This is a genomic window from Cellulophaga baltica (assembly GCF_900102165.1).
Lineage (GTDB): Bacteria > Bacteroidota > Bacteroidia > Flavobacteriales > Flavobacteriaceae > Cellulophaga > Cellulophaga baltica.
Genome location: NZ_FNBD01000003.1, coordinates 323,484 through 341,044 on the forward strand (window position 1 = coordinate 323,484; position 17,561 = coordinate 341,044).

The 17,561-nt window shown below is 34.9% G+C and carries 20 protein-coding genes; 14 read left to right on the plus strand and 6 right to left on the minus strand.

All coding sequences use genetic code 11. From position 1 onward, the window contains the following. Window positions 1–101: 101 nt before the first annotated feature. The 6 genes from BLQ19_RS07135 (at window position 102) to BLQ19_RS07160 (ending at window position 4,429) form a co-directional block, all read left to right on the plus strand. The gene (locus BLQ19_RS07135; RefSeq protein WP_074537865.1) at window positions 102–677 is read left to right on the plus strand and encodes a hypothetical protein; all 576 of its coding nucleotides are present in this window, start codon (window positions 102–104) and stop codon (window positions 675–677) included. Next, window positions 670–1,008 (plus strand): hypothetical protein, encoded by a 339-nt coding sequence (locus BLQ19_RS07140; protein WP_074537866.1) that lies wholly within the window; start codon window positions 670–672, stop codon window positions 1,006–1,008. The genes BLQ19_RS07135 and BLQ19_RS07140 overlap by 8 nt, the downstream gene beginning before the upstream one ends. A 67-nt stretch (window positions 1,009–1,075) precedes the next feature. Continuing rightward, window positions 1,076–2,149, plus strand: coding sequence for a hypothetical protein (locus BLQ19_RS07145; RefSeq protein ID WP_074537867.1), 1,074 nt, complete (start codon window positions 1,076–1,078; stop codon window positions 2,147–2,149). Window positions 2,150–2,317: 168 nt separating this feature from the next. After that, window positions 2,318–2,692 carry a hypothetical protein gene (locus BLQ19_RS07150; RefSeq protein WP_025616300.1) on the plus strand — a complete coding sequence of 125 codons (375 nt, stop codon included), beginning with the start codon at window positions 2,318–2,320 and terminating at the stop codon, window positions 2,690–2,692. 58 nt (window positions 2,693–2,750) lie between these two features. Continuing rightward, entirely contained in the window at window positions 2,751–3,668 is a 918-nt protein-coding gene (locus BLQ19_RS07155; RefSeq protein ID WP_074537868.1) for an SH3 domain-containing protein, read from the plus strand. A gap of 53 nt (window positions 3,669–3,721) precedes the next feature. Further along, complete coding sequence (locus BLQ19_RS07160; RefSeq protein WP_175444409.1) at window positions 3,722–4,429, plus strand: DUF1963 domain-containing protein; 708 nt, start codon at window positions 3,722–3,724, stop codon at window positions 4,427–4,429. 54 nt (window positions 4,430–4,483) lie between these two features. Here the strand turns inward: BLQ19_RS07160 and BLQ19_RS07165 are convergent, their stop codons facing one another. Continuing rightward, the gene (locus BLQ19_RS07165; RefSeq protein ID WP_025616303.1) at window positions 4,484–4,702 is read right to left on the minus strand and encodes a hypothetical protein; all 219 of its coding nucleotides are present in this window, start codon (window positions 4,700–4,702) and stop codon (window positions 4,484–4,486) included. 307 nt (window positions 4,703–5,009) lie between these two features. Here BLQ19_RS07165 and BLQ19_RS07170 point away from each other — a divergent pair, with 307 nt between their 5' ends. The 4 genes from BLQ19_RS07170 (at window position 5,010) to BLQ19_RS07185 (ending at window position 8,312) form a co-directional block, all read left to right on the plus strand. Continuing rightward, entirely contained in the window at window positions 5,010–5,897 is an 888-nt protein-coding gene (locus BLQ19_RS07170) for a dienelactone hydrolase family protein (protein ID WP_074537962.1), read from the plus strand. A 7-nt stretch (window positions 5,898–5,904) separates the two neighbouring features. Continuing rightward, on the plus strand, window positions 5,905–6,363 hold the full coding sequence (locus tag BLQ19_RS07175; protein ID WP_074537869.1) for a tetratricopeptide repeat protein: 459 nt from the start codon (window positions 5,905–5,907) through the stop codon (window positions 6,361–6,363). A 243-nt stretch (window positions 6,364–6,606) separates the two neighbouring features. After that, on the plus strand, window positions 6,607–7,317 hold the full coding sequence (locus BLQ19_RS07180; RefSeq protein WP_074537870.1) for a hypothetical protein: 711 nt from the start codon (window positions 6,607–6,609) through the stop codon (window positions 7,315–7,317). A 155-nt stretch (window positions 7,318–7,472) separates the two neighbouring features. Continuing rightward, complete coding sequence (locus tag BLQ19_RS07185; RefSeq protein ID WP_254788273.1) at window positions 7,473–8,312, plus strand: hypothetical protein; 840 nt, start codon at window positions 7,473–7,475, stop codon at window positions 8,310–8,312. Window positions 8,313–8,385: 73 nt separating this feature from the next. Here BLQ19_RS07185 and BLQ19_RS07190 read toward each other — a convergent pair whose 3' ends face one another. Continuing rightward, entirely contained in the window at window positions 8,386–9,591 is a 1,206-nt protein-coding gene (locus BLQ19_RS07190; RefSeq protein ID WP_074537872.1) for a C40 family peptidase, read from the minus strand. A 182-nt stretch (window positions 9,592–9,773) separates the two neighbouring features. Here BLQ19_RS07190 and BLQ19_RS07195 point away from each other — a divergent pair, with 182 nt between their 5' ends. Continuing rightward, window positions 9,774–10,148, plus strand: a complete 375-nt coding sequence (locus tag BLQ19_RS07195) for a hypothetical protein (protein WP_024482359.1) — start codon at window positions 9,774–9,776, stop codon at window positions 10,146–10,148. 65 nt (window positions 10,149–10,213) lie between these two features. Here BLQ19_RS07195 and BLQ19_RS07200 read toward each other — a convergent pair whose 3' ends face one another. From BLQ19_RS07200 to rpiB, 4 genes are all read right to left on the minus strand, one after another. Next, a complete protein-coding gene (locus BLQ19_RS07200; RefSeq protein ID WP_074537873.1) occupies window positions 10,214–10,858 on the minus strand; it encodes a hypothetical protein in 645 nt (214 codons plus the stop codon). Between the two features lie 621 nt (window positions 10,859–11,479). Beyond that, window positions 11,480–11,923, minus strand: a complete 444-nt coding sequence (locus BLQ19_RS07205; RefSeq protein ID WP_074537874.1) for a GNAT family N-acetyltransferase — start codon at window positions 11,921–11,923, stop codon at window positions 11,480–11,482. 3 nt (window positions 11,924–11,926) lie between these two features. Continuing rightward, window positions 11,927–12,847: a cation diffusion facilitator family transporter gene (locus BLQ19_RS07210; RefSeq protein WP_074537875.1), complete on the minus strand. Its 921-nt coding sequence runs from the start codon at window positions 12,845–12,847 to the stop codon at window positions 11,927–11,929. A gap of 8 nt (window positions 12,848–12,855) precedes the next feature. After that, window positions 12,856–13,287, minus strand: a complete 432-nt coding sequence (rpiB, locus tag BLQ19_RS07215) for a ribose 5-phosphate isomerase B (RefSeq protein WP_024482355.1) — start codon at window positions 13,285–13,287, stop codon at window positions 12,856–12,858. A gap of 608 nt (window positions 13,288–13,895) precedes the next feature. On the opposite strand from rpiB, the gene rnr reads away from it, so the two are divergent. The 3 genes from rnr (at window position 13,896) to BLQ19_RS07230 (ending at window position 17,515) form a co-directional block, all read left to right on the plus strand. Beyond that, entirely contained in the window at window positions 13,896–16,085 is a 2,190-nt protein-coding gene (gene rnr, locus BLQ19_RS07220; protein ID WP_074537876.1) for a ribonuclease R, read from the plus strand. Window positions 16,086–16,150: 65 nt separating this feature from the next. Further along, the gene (locus tag BLQ19_RS07225; RefSeq protein ID WP_029447490.1) at window positions 16,151–16,831 is read left to right on the plus strand and encodes a head GIN domain-containing protein; all 681 of its coding nucleotides are present in this window, start codon (window positions 16,151–16,153) and stop codon (window positions 16,829–16,831) included. Between the two features lie 6 nt (window positions 16,832–16,837). Then, the gene (locus tag BLQ19_RS07230) at window positions 16,838–17,515 is read left to right on the plus strand and encodes a LysE family translocator (protein WP_024482352.1); all 678 of its coding nucleotides are present in this window, start codon (window positions 16,838–16,840) and stop codon (window positions 17,513–17,515) included. Window positions 17,516–17,561 lie beyond the last annotated feature (46 nt).

Genomic DNA, 17,561 nt, shown 5'->3' on the forward strand with positions numbered 1-17,561 from the left:
AGACTATAGTCACTCTAATCCCAATTGTACTCTAGGAATCTAGCACCTAAAAGTTCAAAACAATTACAAAGAAATAAACTTTAAAAGCTAAAAGCAAGCACATGAAACTCTCCCCTTTAAGCTTCATCCTATTTTTTCTAATAAGCGGCTGCTGTAAAGACGTTATTGAAAACACCTATACCTTAAACGACTATGACAAAGCCATAATACCCTATACAACGAGCCAGGAGCTACTTTTTACAGATAACAATGGTGTAGAAGTACTAGCGCTCAGTACACCCAGAATAAGCACTATAGAAGCTAGAAGAGATGGGCCAGATAGTTGCCGCATTACAGAAATAGAAGAAGTAAGTAGCACGCTAACTTTTTCTACTATAGATCTTACCCTAGACATTATTGTAACCGCAGATGTAGATAGGGCATTTGGTATAAATACACTGACGTCTATGGATACCTCTTATGTAAACAGTTTTCAGTTATCATGCGAAGCTATTGTTGATATGCCTTTAGAAGCGCAAGCAACCACCTATTCCAAGCATGATTTTGATTTTGAAAATGTATTTGTATTTCAAGACTGCACTGAAAATAGCAGTATTGAAAACATCGTATTCTCCGTCTCTAGAGGTCTTGAGTTTATTGCTTTTACGGATGGTCGTTATTTAAAATTAAATGACTAAGAACCTCAACGATTTCTTTGACCATTTGGAAGCGCACAACTTTCAAAATGAAGCGGACCAACAAATTGTAAAGAAACTACTAGAAGCAGAAGAAAATTGGCCCGTCTCTATAGACACGGTATCCCAGTTTTTAGAACTATTAGAAAAAGAAATTGGTGGTGTTATTCATAAAAGAAGTTTAGAAGAACTCCTAAAAAAATACAACCAAAACTTGACAAAATATGCTTGGAACGCTGAGAGTATTTCTTATGTATTAGACATTTTTAAACTAACGGAAGAGACGACACTAAACAATATATGTTCTAGGCTTTTCAATAAAAAAGACAACTAAACGATTAACGGATACGTACTAATTTTTAAATTGCGTAGTATTCATAGCCAGCACCAACATTTAAAAAATGACCAAACTACTCTTATCTTTTTTAGCCTTATCCATTGGTATTTCTCAAACAGTTATGGGGCAAGAAATAGATTCCACCGCTTTAAAACAACTAGAATTTATTAAAAAAGTAACCTATGGTATGGGGAATGACCTCTTTAAAACAAGGGAGTTTTCCTATAAAATAAAAGAGGATTACATGGCTCCTTGGGATAAGTTATCCATTAGCAGCATGGAAAATTTGGCTACGGGTTTAGAAACTATAATTTCTAATGGGTCTATTGCTGTAGAGAAAGGTCATTTTGAGGAAATTAATGTGGTCTTTAGCTCTAAAGTAGAAGGTATCGAAAATCTTGACGACATCTTTACCATAGAGTTAGTGGACTATACCTTATTCGATGCAAATAAAAACCCCATACGTCTAAAAGAAAGCGCACGAACTAATTTTGGTGCTATATCTAATTCAGGAATCAAAAATGGTCAACAGTTTTCGTACCACTACAAAACCATTAGAAGCGCTTTCGAGATGGAATCTAAAAAAGATACTCTTGGTATTTCTGGGACCATACAATTAAGGGCAAGCTTTCCTTCTGGGTATGACAAAGTAGTTATCACCCCAAAAGATATTGGCAAACAATTTACGATAGGTCTTAAAAAATATGAGGTTTTGAATGTTTTCAAGAATATTATAATCTTAAAGCCTGATTCGAAAAATGAAAATCTTGATCGTGATTTTAAGATTGTAAACCTCAACGCTAAGGGTGATGAAATTGCACAAATAGCCTATTTTGATTTGCTGAAAATGAATGAAGGAAAAGATAAGCCTATTGAAATGATTGGCGTAGGAACACAAACCATTTCAGAAAAAATATATAAGATCTTTACTGAGAACCCAACTATTTCAAAAGAGGAATTTGATAGTATCATTGACCCGATTGCAAAAAAAATATTTAGTGCAGAAGATATAAGAGCCGAAAGAGAAAAGCAATTTGGCGAAACATATATTGCAATAACCAATGCAGGACCTGTTGAAAATTGTTATCTCTATCTTGAAAAAAGGGAACTAAAAAGAACGTTCGAAAAAGAATTCTAATGCACATGATCTTTACCTAATACGGACTTAAAGACTAAAAAAGTATGGTCTGCATATACTCAAATGTGTACAAGTAGATTTATAAAAGGGCTTTAGAGAAGCTCCCATTTTTTTTATGAGAACTTATAGCAGCAAACAATTACAAGCAAAAGACTCCGTTTTAAAATCATGGAACCCCATAAAATAGCCCTTTTAGATAACTACCAGCTCTACCAATTGCTACAAAACCATGCCATTGATACAAGTACGCTAGCAGCACTCAAAAAAGAATATACTTCGCGTAATTTATCGGGATATGAACAAGAGCGATTGGCACAAAAATATGCCGCTGCCCATACGGATGTCAATGCTGCTTTAGAAAAAAAACCTTGGAGCCCTATTCTAACGGGGTTTGCCTATAACAAGCACTTTAGGTACATCGCCTTCTTAAAAGTGCATGGGCGTACACAAGAAGCTAAGCAACACCTACTAGAACTCTATCTAGGACTTGCGCTCTACTTTTTAGGGTTTATTGCATTCTTGTTACTCTTCCGTACGCTATAAAAGCAGAAAACTGTATCTTATGATGCGCTAAAGGGCAGCAAATTTTAACCCAACTTATATGAAAAACCTGTACCTACTACTCTTTGTTTTTATTTTATCTGCTCCTTCTAAGCTACGGTCTCAACACCAAACAAAAGACAATCCTATCTATACCGTTGCTGCTAAAAATGGCCTTACGGTTAGGAGTGAAGCTTCTATCAGCGGTGAAAAATTGGGGAAATTCCCTCCTGGAGAATATGTAGAATTGCTAGAAGATACAGGTACCTATTTGTCGCTTACAGATCATGGTGTAGCCGTAAACGGAAACTGGTTTAAAGTTAAAACGATGCGTAACGCTTGGGACAATAAACCCATATTAACCGGTTATGTATTTAGTGGGTATTTATTAAAAAATGAACACAAACCGTACAACCCTTCTGATGCGCTTACCACGGAAACAAGCACCTTAAAATTTGACAGTTTTGATCTTAGCTTTTATTTTTATGAAACGGAGAAGGGCTCTGAATCTTCTACTATCATAAAAAAAGATACCCTGTTTATGTATGAAGCGGTATTTAATGATTTAGGAGACCGGTTAATTTATATTGAACCGAAGGTAAACACCACTAAAATTGAATTGTTCTATACGTTTAAAGAATCGGTTTGGGAATATAATTTTGATGCATCAAAATCAAAAGAAAAATATGCTTGGGAGGGGTATGGCCCTTTTAAAGAACTACCACTCACAAGAAATATGGCCTTATTTCCGCAAATACGGTATGAAAAAATTGGAACTGCTAGGCAGGTAAATTTAAAACTAAACGATACGCTCGTGCATTACCCAGGAGAAATGGGAGGCACTACAGCGACAATGAGCTACCAAGGGAGACCATTAGTACATTTTATTGCTGATACTCTTCTAAAGATTGTGTTACACCATAGCAATGGTACTACAGAAATAAAATACGTAAATATTACTTTGTCTTACGGTTGCTAAACAATTTACAAGGCACTATATTTTCTAAACTCATTGAAAAAAGGAAATCAATATTGACACCAGAAGAAGTAAAACATACAATTTCTAAAGAAGCCACCATCTTTACGGTGGGCGGTTTTAGACCTGAACATACTATTGAAGAAAGTTGGATTGGGAAAGTAAGCGTTTATACGAAAGAAGAAAGCATCCCTCTTGATGCAAACGGAGCTCTAATGTTTCCCTTAGCACAGTTCTACCTTCCAAACCTACCTTTTGTTTCTCCTAAACTATCAAAAACAAAAATAATAACTGTTTTTATCGCTAATACATACCCGGAATGTTTTGAAGAAATGGGGCCGCATTGGGTTATTCGCGAGTATGAGAATTTAGATAGCGTTGTACTTAAAGACCTATCTAATCCGGAAACATTCATTAAGGCTTTTCCTCTAAAACCAGCATTAGAAAAAGACTGCCCACTTTGGGATGGCGGAGGATTAACTCCAGAAATGGAAGATGAGATATTAGCCCTTGAAAATGAGGGTGTTATTGATGATTATTATGACCTTGCAGATTTCCACCAATATGAACATAAGCTTGGAGGGTATCCTTCTTTCTGTCAGCCAGGAATTGGTATTGCTGATGGTTTTGGAGAAGGCTTTGAATTTGTATTTCAAATTACTTCCGATGAAAAAATAAACTTGAATGTAATTGATAGTGGAAGTCTAATGTTTGGAAAAAATGATCACACCAAGAAATGGGCTATCTATTATGATTTTTATTGAAGAACTAGGTAAAAATATACGTGCTAATAGTTAAAAATCTGTTGGTTGCTTGTCTTAAGCCAATTTAGTCTTGTTTGCTTTTGTAGTAAATGCCAATTCTTTTTTAACTCTAGAATTTTTGTACATGTATAATCGCGCTGTAGAAGTTTCGTAGCTCGTTTTTGTAACAATAGTTTTTGGAGTGGTTGCTACTTTCACTTCTTTAGGGGTCTCCTGTGCTTGAGCCGTTATTCCAGTAAAGATTAAAAAAAGAGTGATTAGTAAAGTTTTCATGTCTTGTAATTTGTTACACTAGTAGAACGCAGTAGACCTTGTTTTAATAGGTTCTGATTCGCCCAACGACACTGTTTTTCGTTGTCTTGAGGAATATCAGCTAAGCGGTAAAACAACCCCGATTAATGACAAGGGTACTATTTTCCGTTTACCGAAACGCTATGCATTTCATCGGTAGTAGGCGGTAAGAGTTGGCTTTTAATTGTAGCGGTATCCCGATTTATTTATCGTTTGCTTGGCATACCCTCCTTAGAATAAAATGGCAACAAAAAAATTCTTAACTTTCCTACTCACAAATAATAGGGGTATGAAAGATTTAAAAAAGGAGGCTATTTCTCAAGAGGTGTTTGATTTGTATGATGATTATGCTCACAATAAATTAGACCGTAGGCAATTTGCAGAAAAACTATCGCTCTACGCGGTGGGGGGTCTTACGGTAGCTTCTTTATTAAGCTTTATGTCGCCCAACTATAAAGACACCCTGTTGGTGCAACCCAATGATCCTAGCTTAGATTCGGACTACATTACTTATGATTCTCCTAAAGGTGGTGGTACCATCAAAGGCTTGCTTTCTAAACCTAAGGCCATTCACACCAAACTTCCTGGAGTCATTGTGGTGCATGAAAACAGAGGCTTAAATCCGTATATAGAAGATGTAGGTAGGCGCATAGCCGTAGCAGATTTTATAAGCCTTGCCCCAGATGCCTTAACACCGTTGGGTGGGTACCCTGGAAATGATGATGATGGTAGGGCCTTACAAAAAGAGCGCAACCAAGCTGAAATGCTAGAAGATTTTATAGCCGCCTATACATATTTAAAAAACCATAAAGACTGCAATGGCCATATAGGTGTGGTTGGTTTTTGTTTCGGTGGATGGATTGCCAATATGATGGCAGTACGTATTCCGCAGCTGGGCGCTGCGGTACCCTATTATGGCAGACAACCCGAAGCAGAAGATGTTGCTAAAATTAAAGCACCCCTACTTTTACAGTATGGGGAATTAGACGAACGCGTAAATGCAGGAATACCTGCTTATGAAGCGGAATTAAAAGCGCATGCTATTGCCTACCAAACTTATATATACCCTAAAGTAAATCACGGTTTTCATAACAATACAACCCCAAGATTTGATAAAGAAGCGGCCGATTTATCGTGGAATAGAACCATTGAATTTTTTAAAGAGCACTTGAAATAGGAGTAAAATGAAAACATTAGACGAAAATCTTCATCTAGAAATAGAAAAATTATCTGCGCAAGGTGATGCTTTTGCAGAAACCGGTAATTATAGTGATGCCCTTACCGCCTACTGGAATGCTTATGATCTAGTACCAGAGCCCAAAACAGATTGGGAAGCTACCACTTGGATTATGGTGGCCATTGGCGATGCTAATTTTTTAGGTGCTGATTTTCAGGCGGGTGTAGAGAACCTCAGCAATGCCATGCATTGCCCTAACGGCATCGGGAATCCTTTTATACATTTACGACTTGGACAATGTCAGTTTGAAACCGGAAATTTAGAAAGGGCTGCAGATGAGCTTACCAGAGCGTATGCCTTGGAAGGTGAGGAATTGTTTGCCGATGACGACCCTAAATATTTTGAGTTTTTAAAAACAAAAATCACCCTAGAAAAACCAAAGAAAAAACCTTGGTGGAAGTTTTAGAGGTTCCTTTTCATTGCTAATAGAATTTTAATGTTCGCGTCACTACGGACTTATCGTGCGGTAGGTGCATCGCTCTTATAGGCCTCGCATCAGCCTTTAGTAGCTACGTTATAAGGTAACACTATAAGAACATCACCCTAAAAAACACCTGTTCCCTCAAGGAAAGTGCCACTTCCCTAGTTGCCCCTTTACTCCTAGGGTTCAATAGTATAGTTTTGAGCATCGACCTAAAAAAAAACAACTATGAAAACTATTTTTAGTACCCTATTAACCTTATTACTTCTAGCCTCTTGTACTACAGAGAAAAAACCCAAAGTAGTCTATACAGACCAAGAAGCTAAAACGCTTGCCAAAGACACGTCTGTTGTTGTCGTGGCAGATTTACCCATCTTAATAGACAGCACTAACTTTTTGATGCACCCCATTGGAGAATTGCAATTGTATGCTAAAGACCGTAAGTATACTTCTAGCTCTTGGAGTTATGCTGCGGGTACTAATTTTAGTATTGCAGACTATAACAATTACACCTTAAACGGAACGCTAAAAAATATAAAGTTTGAAGAAGTAGGTACCAACAAACTTGTACCGCTTACCGATAAAAATATAGTGATTACGTCTGCTCATTTCTTATGGGATTTGTATGAGAAAACCGGCAAACAGCTTTTTATTTATGATGTGATTGATGCTGATACCAATAGTGATGGTGTTTTAGATGGTATGGATATAAAAACCTTATACCTCAGCAAAATAGACGGCTCTAATTTTAAACGTTTGATGCCAAAAAATCATGAATTATTAGAGTGGAAGATCATCCCAGAAATAGACCGTTTGTATGTAAAAAGTATTGAAGACATTAATAAAGACGGGAATTTTGATAAGAATGATAAATTGCATTATAACTATGTATACTTAATAGATGAGACCTTAGAAGTGATTGATTATTACCCTAATTAATCGCTATACCCACTTCTTTTTCTCTGCAACTGATTCCTTATAGAAATACATAGAAAACAGGAATTAAGTTAAAAAATGGTCTAATTGCCTAAAAAGTAGGCGTAAAAAAGTTTAGCAGTCTTTTAAGTTTGTATATTATCGTCCTAATTTTGAAAATGATGAGAAAAAGTTTTCCAGTGTTACTAGGCGCATTTTTAGTAACCACTATGATGAGCCTCCATGCTCAAGAAATTCCCGTAGAAAATTTAAATACTTTATTACCACAATACAGCCAGCAATATGCTAAAACCATATTAGCCGATGAGATAAAAGGGATTCATGTAGAGCATATTGCATTAACAGGAAAAAATGCAGTGCTTGATGCTACAGCGCCAGGCCATAAGCTTATCTACCTATTTTTTAAAGGGAATGGTACCGTAAATGCTGCAGGTACCGATTACGCTATTGTTCCTGAAACTATTTTATTGCCTAATGCCGTTGAACAAATAAAAGTAAGCACGGCAGTGAATGATACGCTTCATTATTTACGTATAGCAAGCAAACTAAGCAAGCAAGATCTTATAGATTTAGAGACGTTTCCTAAAGAAAATACACAACAGGTATATTACAAGAAGTTTACCGATTGTGAGCCGTATACGGAGCCTATAAAGAGCCCTAATACCGTGAGTAGAACGATAATGCCTAATAAGATTATTCCCAGAATAGCCATGGGAACGGTACAAACCAAAGGGCCAGACAGAGTAGACCCGCATGAGCACCCTATGTTAGAGCAATTATTTTTAGGACTTTCTGAAAATGATGTGATTGTTTATGCAGATGATGAGCATAGCCCTTTAGAGGAATATGCTTTGTTACACATTCCCTTAGGATCTAGCCATTCTGTTACAGTAGAAAAAGAAAAAGTGATGTACTATGTATGGATGGATTTCTTTTTAGATGCCAAAGGCGAAGAGTGGTTAAAAACACATCAAGTGATTGAGAAAGAAAACGAATAAGTAACTGCTCTCATAAAAAAAGATCCTATAACACTGTTGTAGGACCTTTTTTTATGAATAATTTGAACTAGTGCTAGTCATTAAAAATAGGTGACTGCTTTAAATCTACAAGGGCACCCACCGTACTTTTTGCCACACGTTTAGCCCGCAAAAACCGATCGTGGTTATGGGCATCATAATTCGCTGCTTTTTTATCCATACTACTAATATGTACCTGTCCAGAAGAATGGATGAATTGGTTATCGCCAATCCACATGCCTACATGTACAACCCTTTCTTTAGCATCTTCTGTAGCGGGTGTACCAAAAAACAAAAGATCTCCAGGAAGCAGCTCGTTAAAGTTATTCTCTGTATCAATAGTTTCTCCCGTATGCACCTGTTGTGATGCATCTCTAGGAATAATCATTCCTTTTAAAAAGTAAATGGTTTTAGTAAAGCCACTACAGTCTACTCCCTTGGTAGAAGTACCTCCCCATAAATACGGTAAGCCCATTAATTGTTTCGCTGTAGTCACTAAATTTTCTTGACTAGGTTCTGCCGTTGCCAACCAATCTGAGTAGTGGGCTGCTTCGGTTTTTAAAACATACGCCTCACGCCCATCTGGGTATTTTACCATAAAAAAATCACTTCCTTCGTCCTCGTCGGTTACCAGTAATTCTAGAACTCCGCCAGCGACAATATCAGACACTACTTGAGAGCTTACATCGGGAGCCACATAAGTAGCACCGTTGATTTTGGTATAGATCATTTTTTGGGCGTCTTTCCATTGTTGATAATCGGCTTCGTTCATGGCTACAATTCCGCCATCATCTACCCATGATAAGTATTGATCTGGAGTTTGTATCAAAGACCATGAACCTTCTTTCTTAAGTATTTTTACAGGAGTGCCTAAAGTTGCTTGGGTGCCTAATTCTGCCGAATGTTTAGGATTACTTCTTAGATTGGCCACAGATATAGTCACTAGGCCGTAGGTAGTATCTTTTAAGTCTTCTTCCGGTAAAAGTTTTATATCATCTACAAATGCTATTCCTTCTTCTGTTAAGCGCTCTCGTAATGCCGTTACCGCATCAGGAAGGTTACTTTCCCCATATAAGGTATAGTTATTTTTTATACGGTACGCCGAAACATCAAATAAAGCTACCCGTTTATCAGGAGCATATTCAGAGCGTATTGCTGCGATATCATCAACTAAAACAGCATCATTTTTATCATCACTAGAACAAGAAAATAAGGTAAGTAGTAAAAGGGGAATGGTTAGTAATGAACTGCGTTTTTTCATGAATACAAATTTAATAGCACGATTTGCCTAAAATTAAGGCTATTTTTTTAGTTAGGCGGTATTCCTAACAAGAACTTAACGGTCTTATTAAGGCTAAAATCTAACGCCTTTAAAACCTTAACACACTGTTAATCAATACTTATTATTTTGTAGTGGTGTAATTATTACGTACTTTCAAGATTATGATCGAATCTGAAAAATTAGAAAACAAGAACTTAATTGAGAAATCAGTAACTCATTTAGAGGCTACTGGATTTGAGCACATTAAAGCTGATATGGAAGGGTATGAGACTCCAAAATCCTACGCTAGGAAAGGACATGATTCTAAGATTACTCCAGATATTGTTGCGATTAAAAATGGTAGAAAATACTTTTTTGATATTAGTTTAAAATCTAAGAAACCTAGGTTACTAAAGACCAAATGGTTGTTTTTAGATACCATAAGCCGGATGAAATCTGATCGGTTTAGGATTATCACGACTAAAGGGCATTATAAATTTACAGAGGATATGCTAGAAGATATTAACCTTGCTAATAAACAACCTATAAAACTTTAAGCTAAAAAAAATCAATGAAAAAGGCGCCTGTGGGCGCCTTTTTTTATGTGTCATAAACGAGGGTATTACAATTTAATTTGGGTGACATAACCCCCAATAAATTGCGCTACTTGGCTAGGTTTTTTAAATTTCTTGTGGTCGTCATCAATCTCTATACTTATTAAGTATTGGTTGCTATCATGAGCCAAATAACCAACAATATCAGAACTACCACCCATAGAACCAAAACGTGGAGAAACAATAATCTCTTTATCAAAATGATTAATACTTGTGGCTGCATGTGCTCCTATAATTGCAGAAGCGGGAGTAGTATCAAAAGCCATGAGGTACATTTCTTTATGAATACTTCCTGATTCTGTTTTAAAATATGGGTCATTAAAATCAAATATAGTGATACGTATTTCCTGACAAGTTTTTGGCAAACAATAGGTGAATTTTAATTGCCCGTGATAAGGATCCATATCTGTTGCGGTACAAGCACCAATTTCTTTAAATACATAATTAGCGTAGGAGGTTACTTTTGGAAATTTAGCATACAAATGTGCTTTTTCTTTTTTGCAGCCTAATTTGTTTAATGGGGTAATTACAATTTCTCCACGATCTTTTAAAGATAAACAAGAAGAAGATCCACCGGTTTTACACGGGGTTGATTGTGATACTACAGGTTGATAAAGCGCTAGTAGTAGTAAAATAAGCAGGTTTTTTTTCATCTTTTTTGATGTTGGTCTTTAGGTAGATTGGGGATAAGCAAACGGTTTTATAGGCACTTTAAACTATAAGTACTTCTTATAACAAAAACGCATTATACTATAAACGCTTCTAGTTAACTATTATTTTCTGCAGAGGATGTAAAGTGCTTATTTTCTTTCTATGTAATTTTAGGCGTAGTGGAAATTCAACAACCGTCATTGAAAAATCAACAACCGTTCATGAAAAAACAAAATAGAAACTATATTGTCAGTTTGCGTGCTGCGACCAAAGGGAGAAGGGTATTATGAACTTTTTGGAGTTATTAACACTTCTCGATACTAATGATTTCTTCGCTACCGCTACAAAATAATTCACTCAGAGTGATAACACAGTTTCAACAACCGTCAATAAAAAATCAACAACCGTTCATGAAAAAACAAAATAGAAACTACACTGTCAGTTCGAGTGCTGCGACCAACGGGAGAAGGGTATTGTGAACTTTTTGGAGCTATCAACACTTCTCGATACTAATGATTTCTCCGCTAACGCTACAATAAAATTCACTCGAAGTGACAGAACAAATTCAAGGACTGTCATTGAAAAATCAATAACTGTTGTTGAATTAACAAGTTATAAACAGGCTAATTTTTAATCATGTTCATGTGCGGAATACCGTCTTCTAAATATTCTTCACCAACAACGTGAAACCCTAAAGAGGTGTAGAATTTTAAAAGGTATTTTTGAGCAGAAATACGAATAGTATCTTCATCATACGCTGTTTTAACCGCAGCAATAGAGGCTTTCATAATTTCTCTACCGAAACCATCTTTTCGGTATTTAGGATTCACCACTACCCTACCAATACTGGCTTCTTGAAAATAATCGCCTGCTTTAAAAATACGCGTATAAGCCGCTACATCTTCCTCATGATACCCAATAATATGCAATGATTTGAAGTCTTTCCCATCTAAATCCTGATATACACAGTCTTGTTCTACCACGAATACTTCACTACGTAATTGTAAAATAGCATACAATTCTACGGTAGTTAAATCTTTAAATTCTTTTACTTGAACTTGTAACATAGCTTAATCTTGCACTATAATTTGTTTGTTATCTACCTTATCATATTCAGGTTGAATATTCACATGGTTAATTCCGAATTTATGGAACACCTCTTCCTCTATCTTCTCTAATATAGCATCAAACTCTGATAAGCGAATATCGGTATCAAAATCTATATGGGCTTCTAAATGTATTTCGTCTTCATTTAATTGCCAAATATGTACGTGGTGTACATTCTTGATTGTATCTATCTTATGTAAAGCTTCTACAATTTTATTAACTTCTATGGTATTAGGAGTAAAAAGCATGAGTACCCGCGTAGATGTTTTTAAAAGATCATACCCTACATAGATAAGGTAAAATGCAATAATTAAGGTAAGCAAAGCATCTACCCAATACAATTCATAGAATTTCATGACTAGACCACCTATTAATACTGCTACAGAAGCTAACATATCTGTTAGTAAATGTAGATAAGCAGATTTCATGTTCATATTGCTATCAGCGTCTTTCTTTAACAATAAGACACTTAAGCCATTAGCCACAATACCTAATAAGGAAAGCCAAATAACAATATTTGATTGAATCACCGGTTGCGCCTCAAAAAAACGTTCTACAGCTTCTTTGATTAATATAATAGCAACTATTATTAAGGAAGCAGAGTTTACAAAGGCCGCAATAATCTCTGCGCGTTTATAGCCAAATGTTTTATTGGTAGACGCTTCTTTTTTTGCAAATAAAGTGGCTATATAACTCACAATAAGCGATAAGACATCACTAAAATTGTGCAGCGCATCAGACAATAAAGACAAACTACCAGATACCAAACCGCCAATAACTTGCGCTACGGTGATAATGATATTTAGTAAGATAGATATAAGAAGGTTTCTTCCTTTTAGATCTGGATGGTTATGTTGATGGCCATGTGCGTGATTGTGACCCATACCTATTCTTATTTACAAGGTATTTTTTCTACTCTGCGTTCATGTCTACCACCTTCAAACTTGGTGTCTAAAAATGTTTTTACCATTTCTAAAGCTTGCGGTAATGATATATAACGTGCAGGAAGACTTAAAATATTAGCATCATTATGTTGTCTTGCCAAAGCAACTATCTCATTCGTCCAACATAAAGCAGAACGTACTTTTTGATGTTTGTTAGCGGTAATAGAAGCACCATTGCCACTACCACATATAATGATACCAAAATCTACAGCGTTAGAAGCTACATCTTCTGCCACTGGATGAACAAAATCTGGATAATCTACACTATCAGTACCATCAGTACCATAGTTCTTAACCTCTATATGCATAGATTTTAACATTCCTACTATGGCTAATTTATAATCTGTACCGGCATGGTCATTGCCTATTGCTATCTTCATATTACACTGTTATTTATACCGTAAAGGTACAAATACCTATGGTTTCACCACAGATTTTGGCTTATTAACAACATTTTTTTAACCAAAAGGAAAAGATGCTGTTACTTAGCCCTTTAGTAATTATATAGAATTGTTGATAAACTACTTAAAAAAACTAACTAGTAAATTTTGATATTAAATAGTAATTCTGGTTTACAAAAGTTATTGGTATTTCAACGATAAACTTCTAAAAATCTACTTGAAAGATATCACAACTTCAAACCGAGTAGTTAACAATAAATTTACACCTACTTATCAATAATTTTATGTTCACAGAAGTTATTAAGATTAGTTAATAACCTATTTAAACAACTGATTCTAAAATTGTAATCAATTGTATAAATTGTCAATAAAGTTATTTATAAACGCAAAACAAGTAAACTTAATTAAATTTATATCGGTTATTAACAGACTATAATAATCACCATTTTATTTAAATTTTAAAAAAAAGAAAAAGTATATATATTATATATGTTTATAACTAAGAAGATTTAAAAAAGTGACTTTACAAATGCTTAATGCTACCTATGGATTATAATTTGTAATTTTCCGATAAATTAAAGAATTGAATGTCGAAGAAAAAGAAAAGGTCTTCAGGACAGAAAAAGAATGAAATTACAAGAGGTATTTTCACTGTCCTAGAAAAGGAACCTAATAAAAGTTTTAATTACAAAGAGATTGCTGCTAAGATACACATTAGTGAAGCCAATGACCGTAATGACTTAATAAAGAGATTAGTACAACTTAAAGAGAAACGTAGAATTGTAGAAACCTCTCCAGGAAAATACAAGGCTATAGAGAATACAAAAACATATCATACTGGTACTGTTGATATTACAGGAAGAGGAAATGCCTACATCATAATTGAAGGTATGGATGATGATGTTTTTGTTCCCGTAAACAAAATAAACAGAGCTTTTCACAAGGATACGGTAGAAATTTACATCTATCCGCGTAGAAAAGGGAAGAAATTAGAAGGAGAAGTTACTAAAATTGTAAAACGCTATAAAACTAGTTTTGTAGGGATTGTAGATATGCAAAAGTCATTTGCTTTTGTACGTATCGGCGATTTTAGAATGTATACCGATTTCTTTATACCAAAAGACAAAATAAACAATGCTCAAGATGGTGATAAGGTTATTGTAGAATATAACGAATGGCCAGATAAAGGCGATTCTCCTTATGGTACTATTACACAAGTATTAGGAAAACCAGGAGAACACAATACAGAAATACATTCTATTTTAGCAGAATATGGTTTACCGTATGAATTTCCTGTAGAAGTAGAACAATTTGCAAATGATCTAGATACTTCTATAAAACCAGAAGAAATTGCAAAACGTAGAGATATGCGTGATACGCTAACCTTTACCATTGATCCGCGAGATGCTAAAGATTTTGATGATGCTTTATCTTTTGAAGTTCTAGAAAATGGAAATTATGAGATAGGTATTCATATTGCAGATGTATCTCATTATCTAACACCAGATACGGTCATGGATGATGAAGCATATGAAAGAGCAACTTCGGTATATTTGGTAGACAGAGTAGTACCTATGTTACCAGAAGTTTTATCTAACAATGCGTGTTCATTACGTCCGCATGAAGACAAATATACCTTCTCTGCCATATTTGAGATTGATAAAAAAGCACATGTAATAGACCAATGGTTTGGTAGAACAGTTATTAATTCTGATGAGCGTTTTGCTTATGAAGAAGCACAACACATTATTGAAAATAAAGTACAAAGCATTCCTGAAGATATTTCTATTAGAGGTGCTGCTTATGAAGTTTCTGAAGCTGTTGTAAATGCTACTTTAAAATTAGATGAACTTGCAAAAATTATGCGTTCTCGTAGAATGACGGCAGGAGCTATTTCTTTTGATAAAGTAGAAGTACGTTTTAATTTAACACCAGAGGGAGAACCAGAAAGTGTTTATTTTAAAGAAGCAAAAGATGCTAATAAACTTATTGAAGAGTTTATGCTTTTAGCCAATAGAAAAGTAGCAGAGTTTATAGGGAAACAAAAACCTGAAAAAACTTTTGTATATCGGGTTCATGATGAACCTAATGAAGAGAAACTTATGGCATTAAATGGGATTATTTCTCGTTTTGGCCACAAGCTTGATTTTAAAAGTAAAAAAACGATAAGTAGTTCTTTGAACCAGCTTTTAGAAGATGTTAAAGGTAAAGGGGAACAAAATATGGTAGATACCCTTGCCATACGTACCATGAGTAAGGCTATTTATACCACAGACAATATTGGTCACTATGGTTTAGCTTTTGATTATTATACGCATTTTACCTCACCAATTCGTAGGTATCCAGATGTTATGGTGCACCGATTGTTACAACATTATTTAGATAATGGTGCTACCGCTAAAAAAGAAGTGTACGAAGAAAAATGTAAACATTCTTCAGATATGGAAGGCTTAGCCGCTAGTGCAGAACGTGATTCTATTAAGTACATGCAGATTAAATTCATGGAAGATCATCAAGATCGTGAATTTATTGGCGTTATTTCTGGAGTTACCGAATGGGGCATCTATGTAGAGATTATAGAAAACAAATGCGAAGGAATGGTTCGTATCAGTGATATAAAAGGCGATTATTATAATTTTGACGAAAAAGAATATGCTATTATTGGAGAACGTACCAAGACTGTATACCAATTAGGAGACGAAGTTAAAGTGATGGTTAAGAACACAGATCTTGTAAAAAGACATCTTGATTTTACATTGATTGGTAAAGCAGAATAGTCAGGTTTTACATTTTGGAATAGAATTTGTTTAGTATTAGTTAGTAGTACCTAAAAACAACAAAAATGAAACAATATTTTATAGTAATTTTCTTAGTGTTTGCACTAATTAATGGGCATGCACAAAACGAGAAGGTTACTCAAAATCTTGATAAATTTACAACCGTCAAAGCTTTTGACGGTTTATCTATTAATTTAATAAAGTCTAGTGTTAATAAAGCCGTGATAACGGGTGCAAATACCACTAAAGTAGCAATTATTAATAATGATGGTGTATTAAAATTACGAATGGAAATTGGTAAAATTTTCAGCGGTTATAGAACTTTCGTAGATTTGTATTACACAGAAGAATTAATTACTCTTGATGTTAATGAAGATGCGCGTATTACCAGTAAAGAAGCTATAAAGCAAGATTTACTAGAGCTTAAAGCTCAAGAAGGTGGTGAGCTAGTGATTAACACACAAGTAGAACAGTTGCTAATTAAAACAGTTACGGGCGGTATTATTACCACAACAGGTTTTTCTGATAATCAGGATGTAATGATCAATACCGGTGGTATTTATCAAGGAAAAGCTTTTAAAACAAATTTTACTACCGTAAATGTAAATGCAGGTTCTAAAGCAGAAATTTATGCGGTTAACTATGTGAAAGCAAGTGTAAAAGCAGGAGGAGAAGTTTTAGTTTATGGGAATCCTAAGAAAATGGAAGAGAAAACTGTTTTTGGAGGAACCATAAAAAGAATGTAGATATTTATGATCGAAGATATACAGGCAGCCATCCCATTAGGTTTTTTTTTAAGCTTTATGATTGGCCCTGTTTTTTTTGTACTCCTTGAAACGAGTGCAACAAAAGGTTTTAGAGCTGCCCTAATATTTGATTTAGGCGTTATTTTAGCTGATATTATATTTATAACAGCAGCTTATTTTAGTAGCTTTCAATTGCTAGAAAATTTAAGCAATCAGCCAGGACTCTATGTTTTTGGTGGTGTCATATTATTGGTTTATGGTATTATCACTTTTAAAACCAAACAAGTAAAACTTAGAAATGAGGATGTCAAAGTTACCAGCGGTGATTATCTGAGTTTATTTGTAAAAGGCTTTCTTCTTAATTTTATCAATATTGGTGTTCTTGTATTTTGGTTAGGGATCATCATCATTGTTGGGCCTAGTTTAGATAATAACAGCGATCGTATATTGGTATTTTTTGGTTCTATGATAGGGGCTTATTTTGTTACAGACCTCTTTAAAATGTTATTAGCAAAGCAGTTACGTAAGAAACTTACTCCAAAACGTATTTTTTTAGTAAAGAAACTCTTAGGAATTATTTTAATTATCTGTGGCCTAGTATTAATTACAAAAGGCTTTTTACCTAAAGACAAATTAAACTTTCAAGAAGGTATAGAGTTAATACGTGAAGCAGAACAAAAATAACTACTATAGACTTTTAGTGTAGTTATTAACAACCAACCTAGAGGAG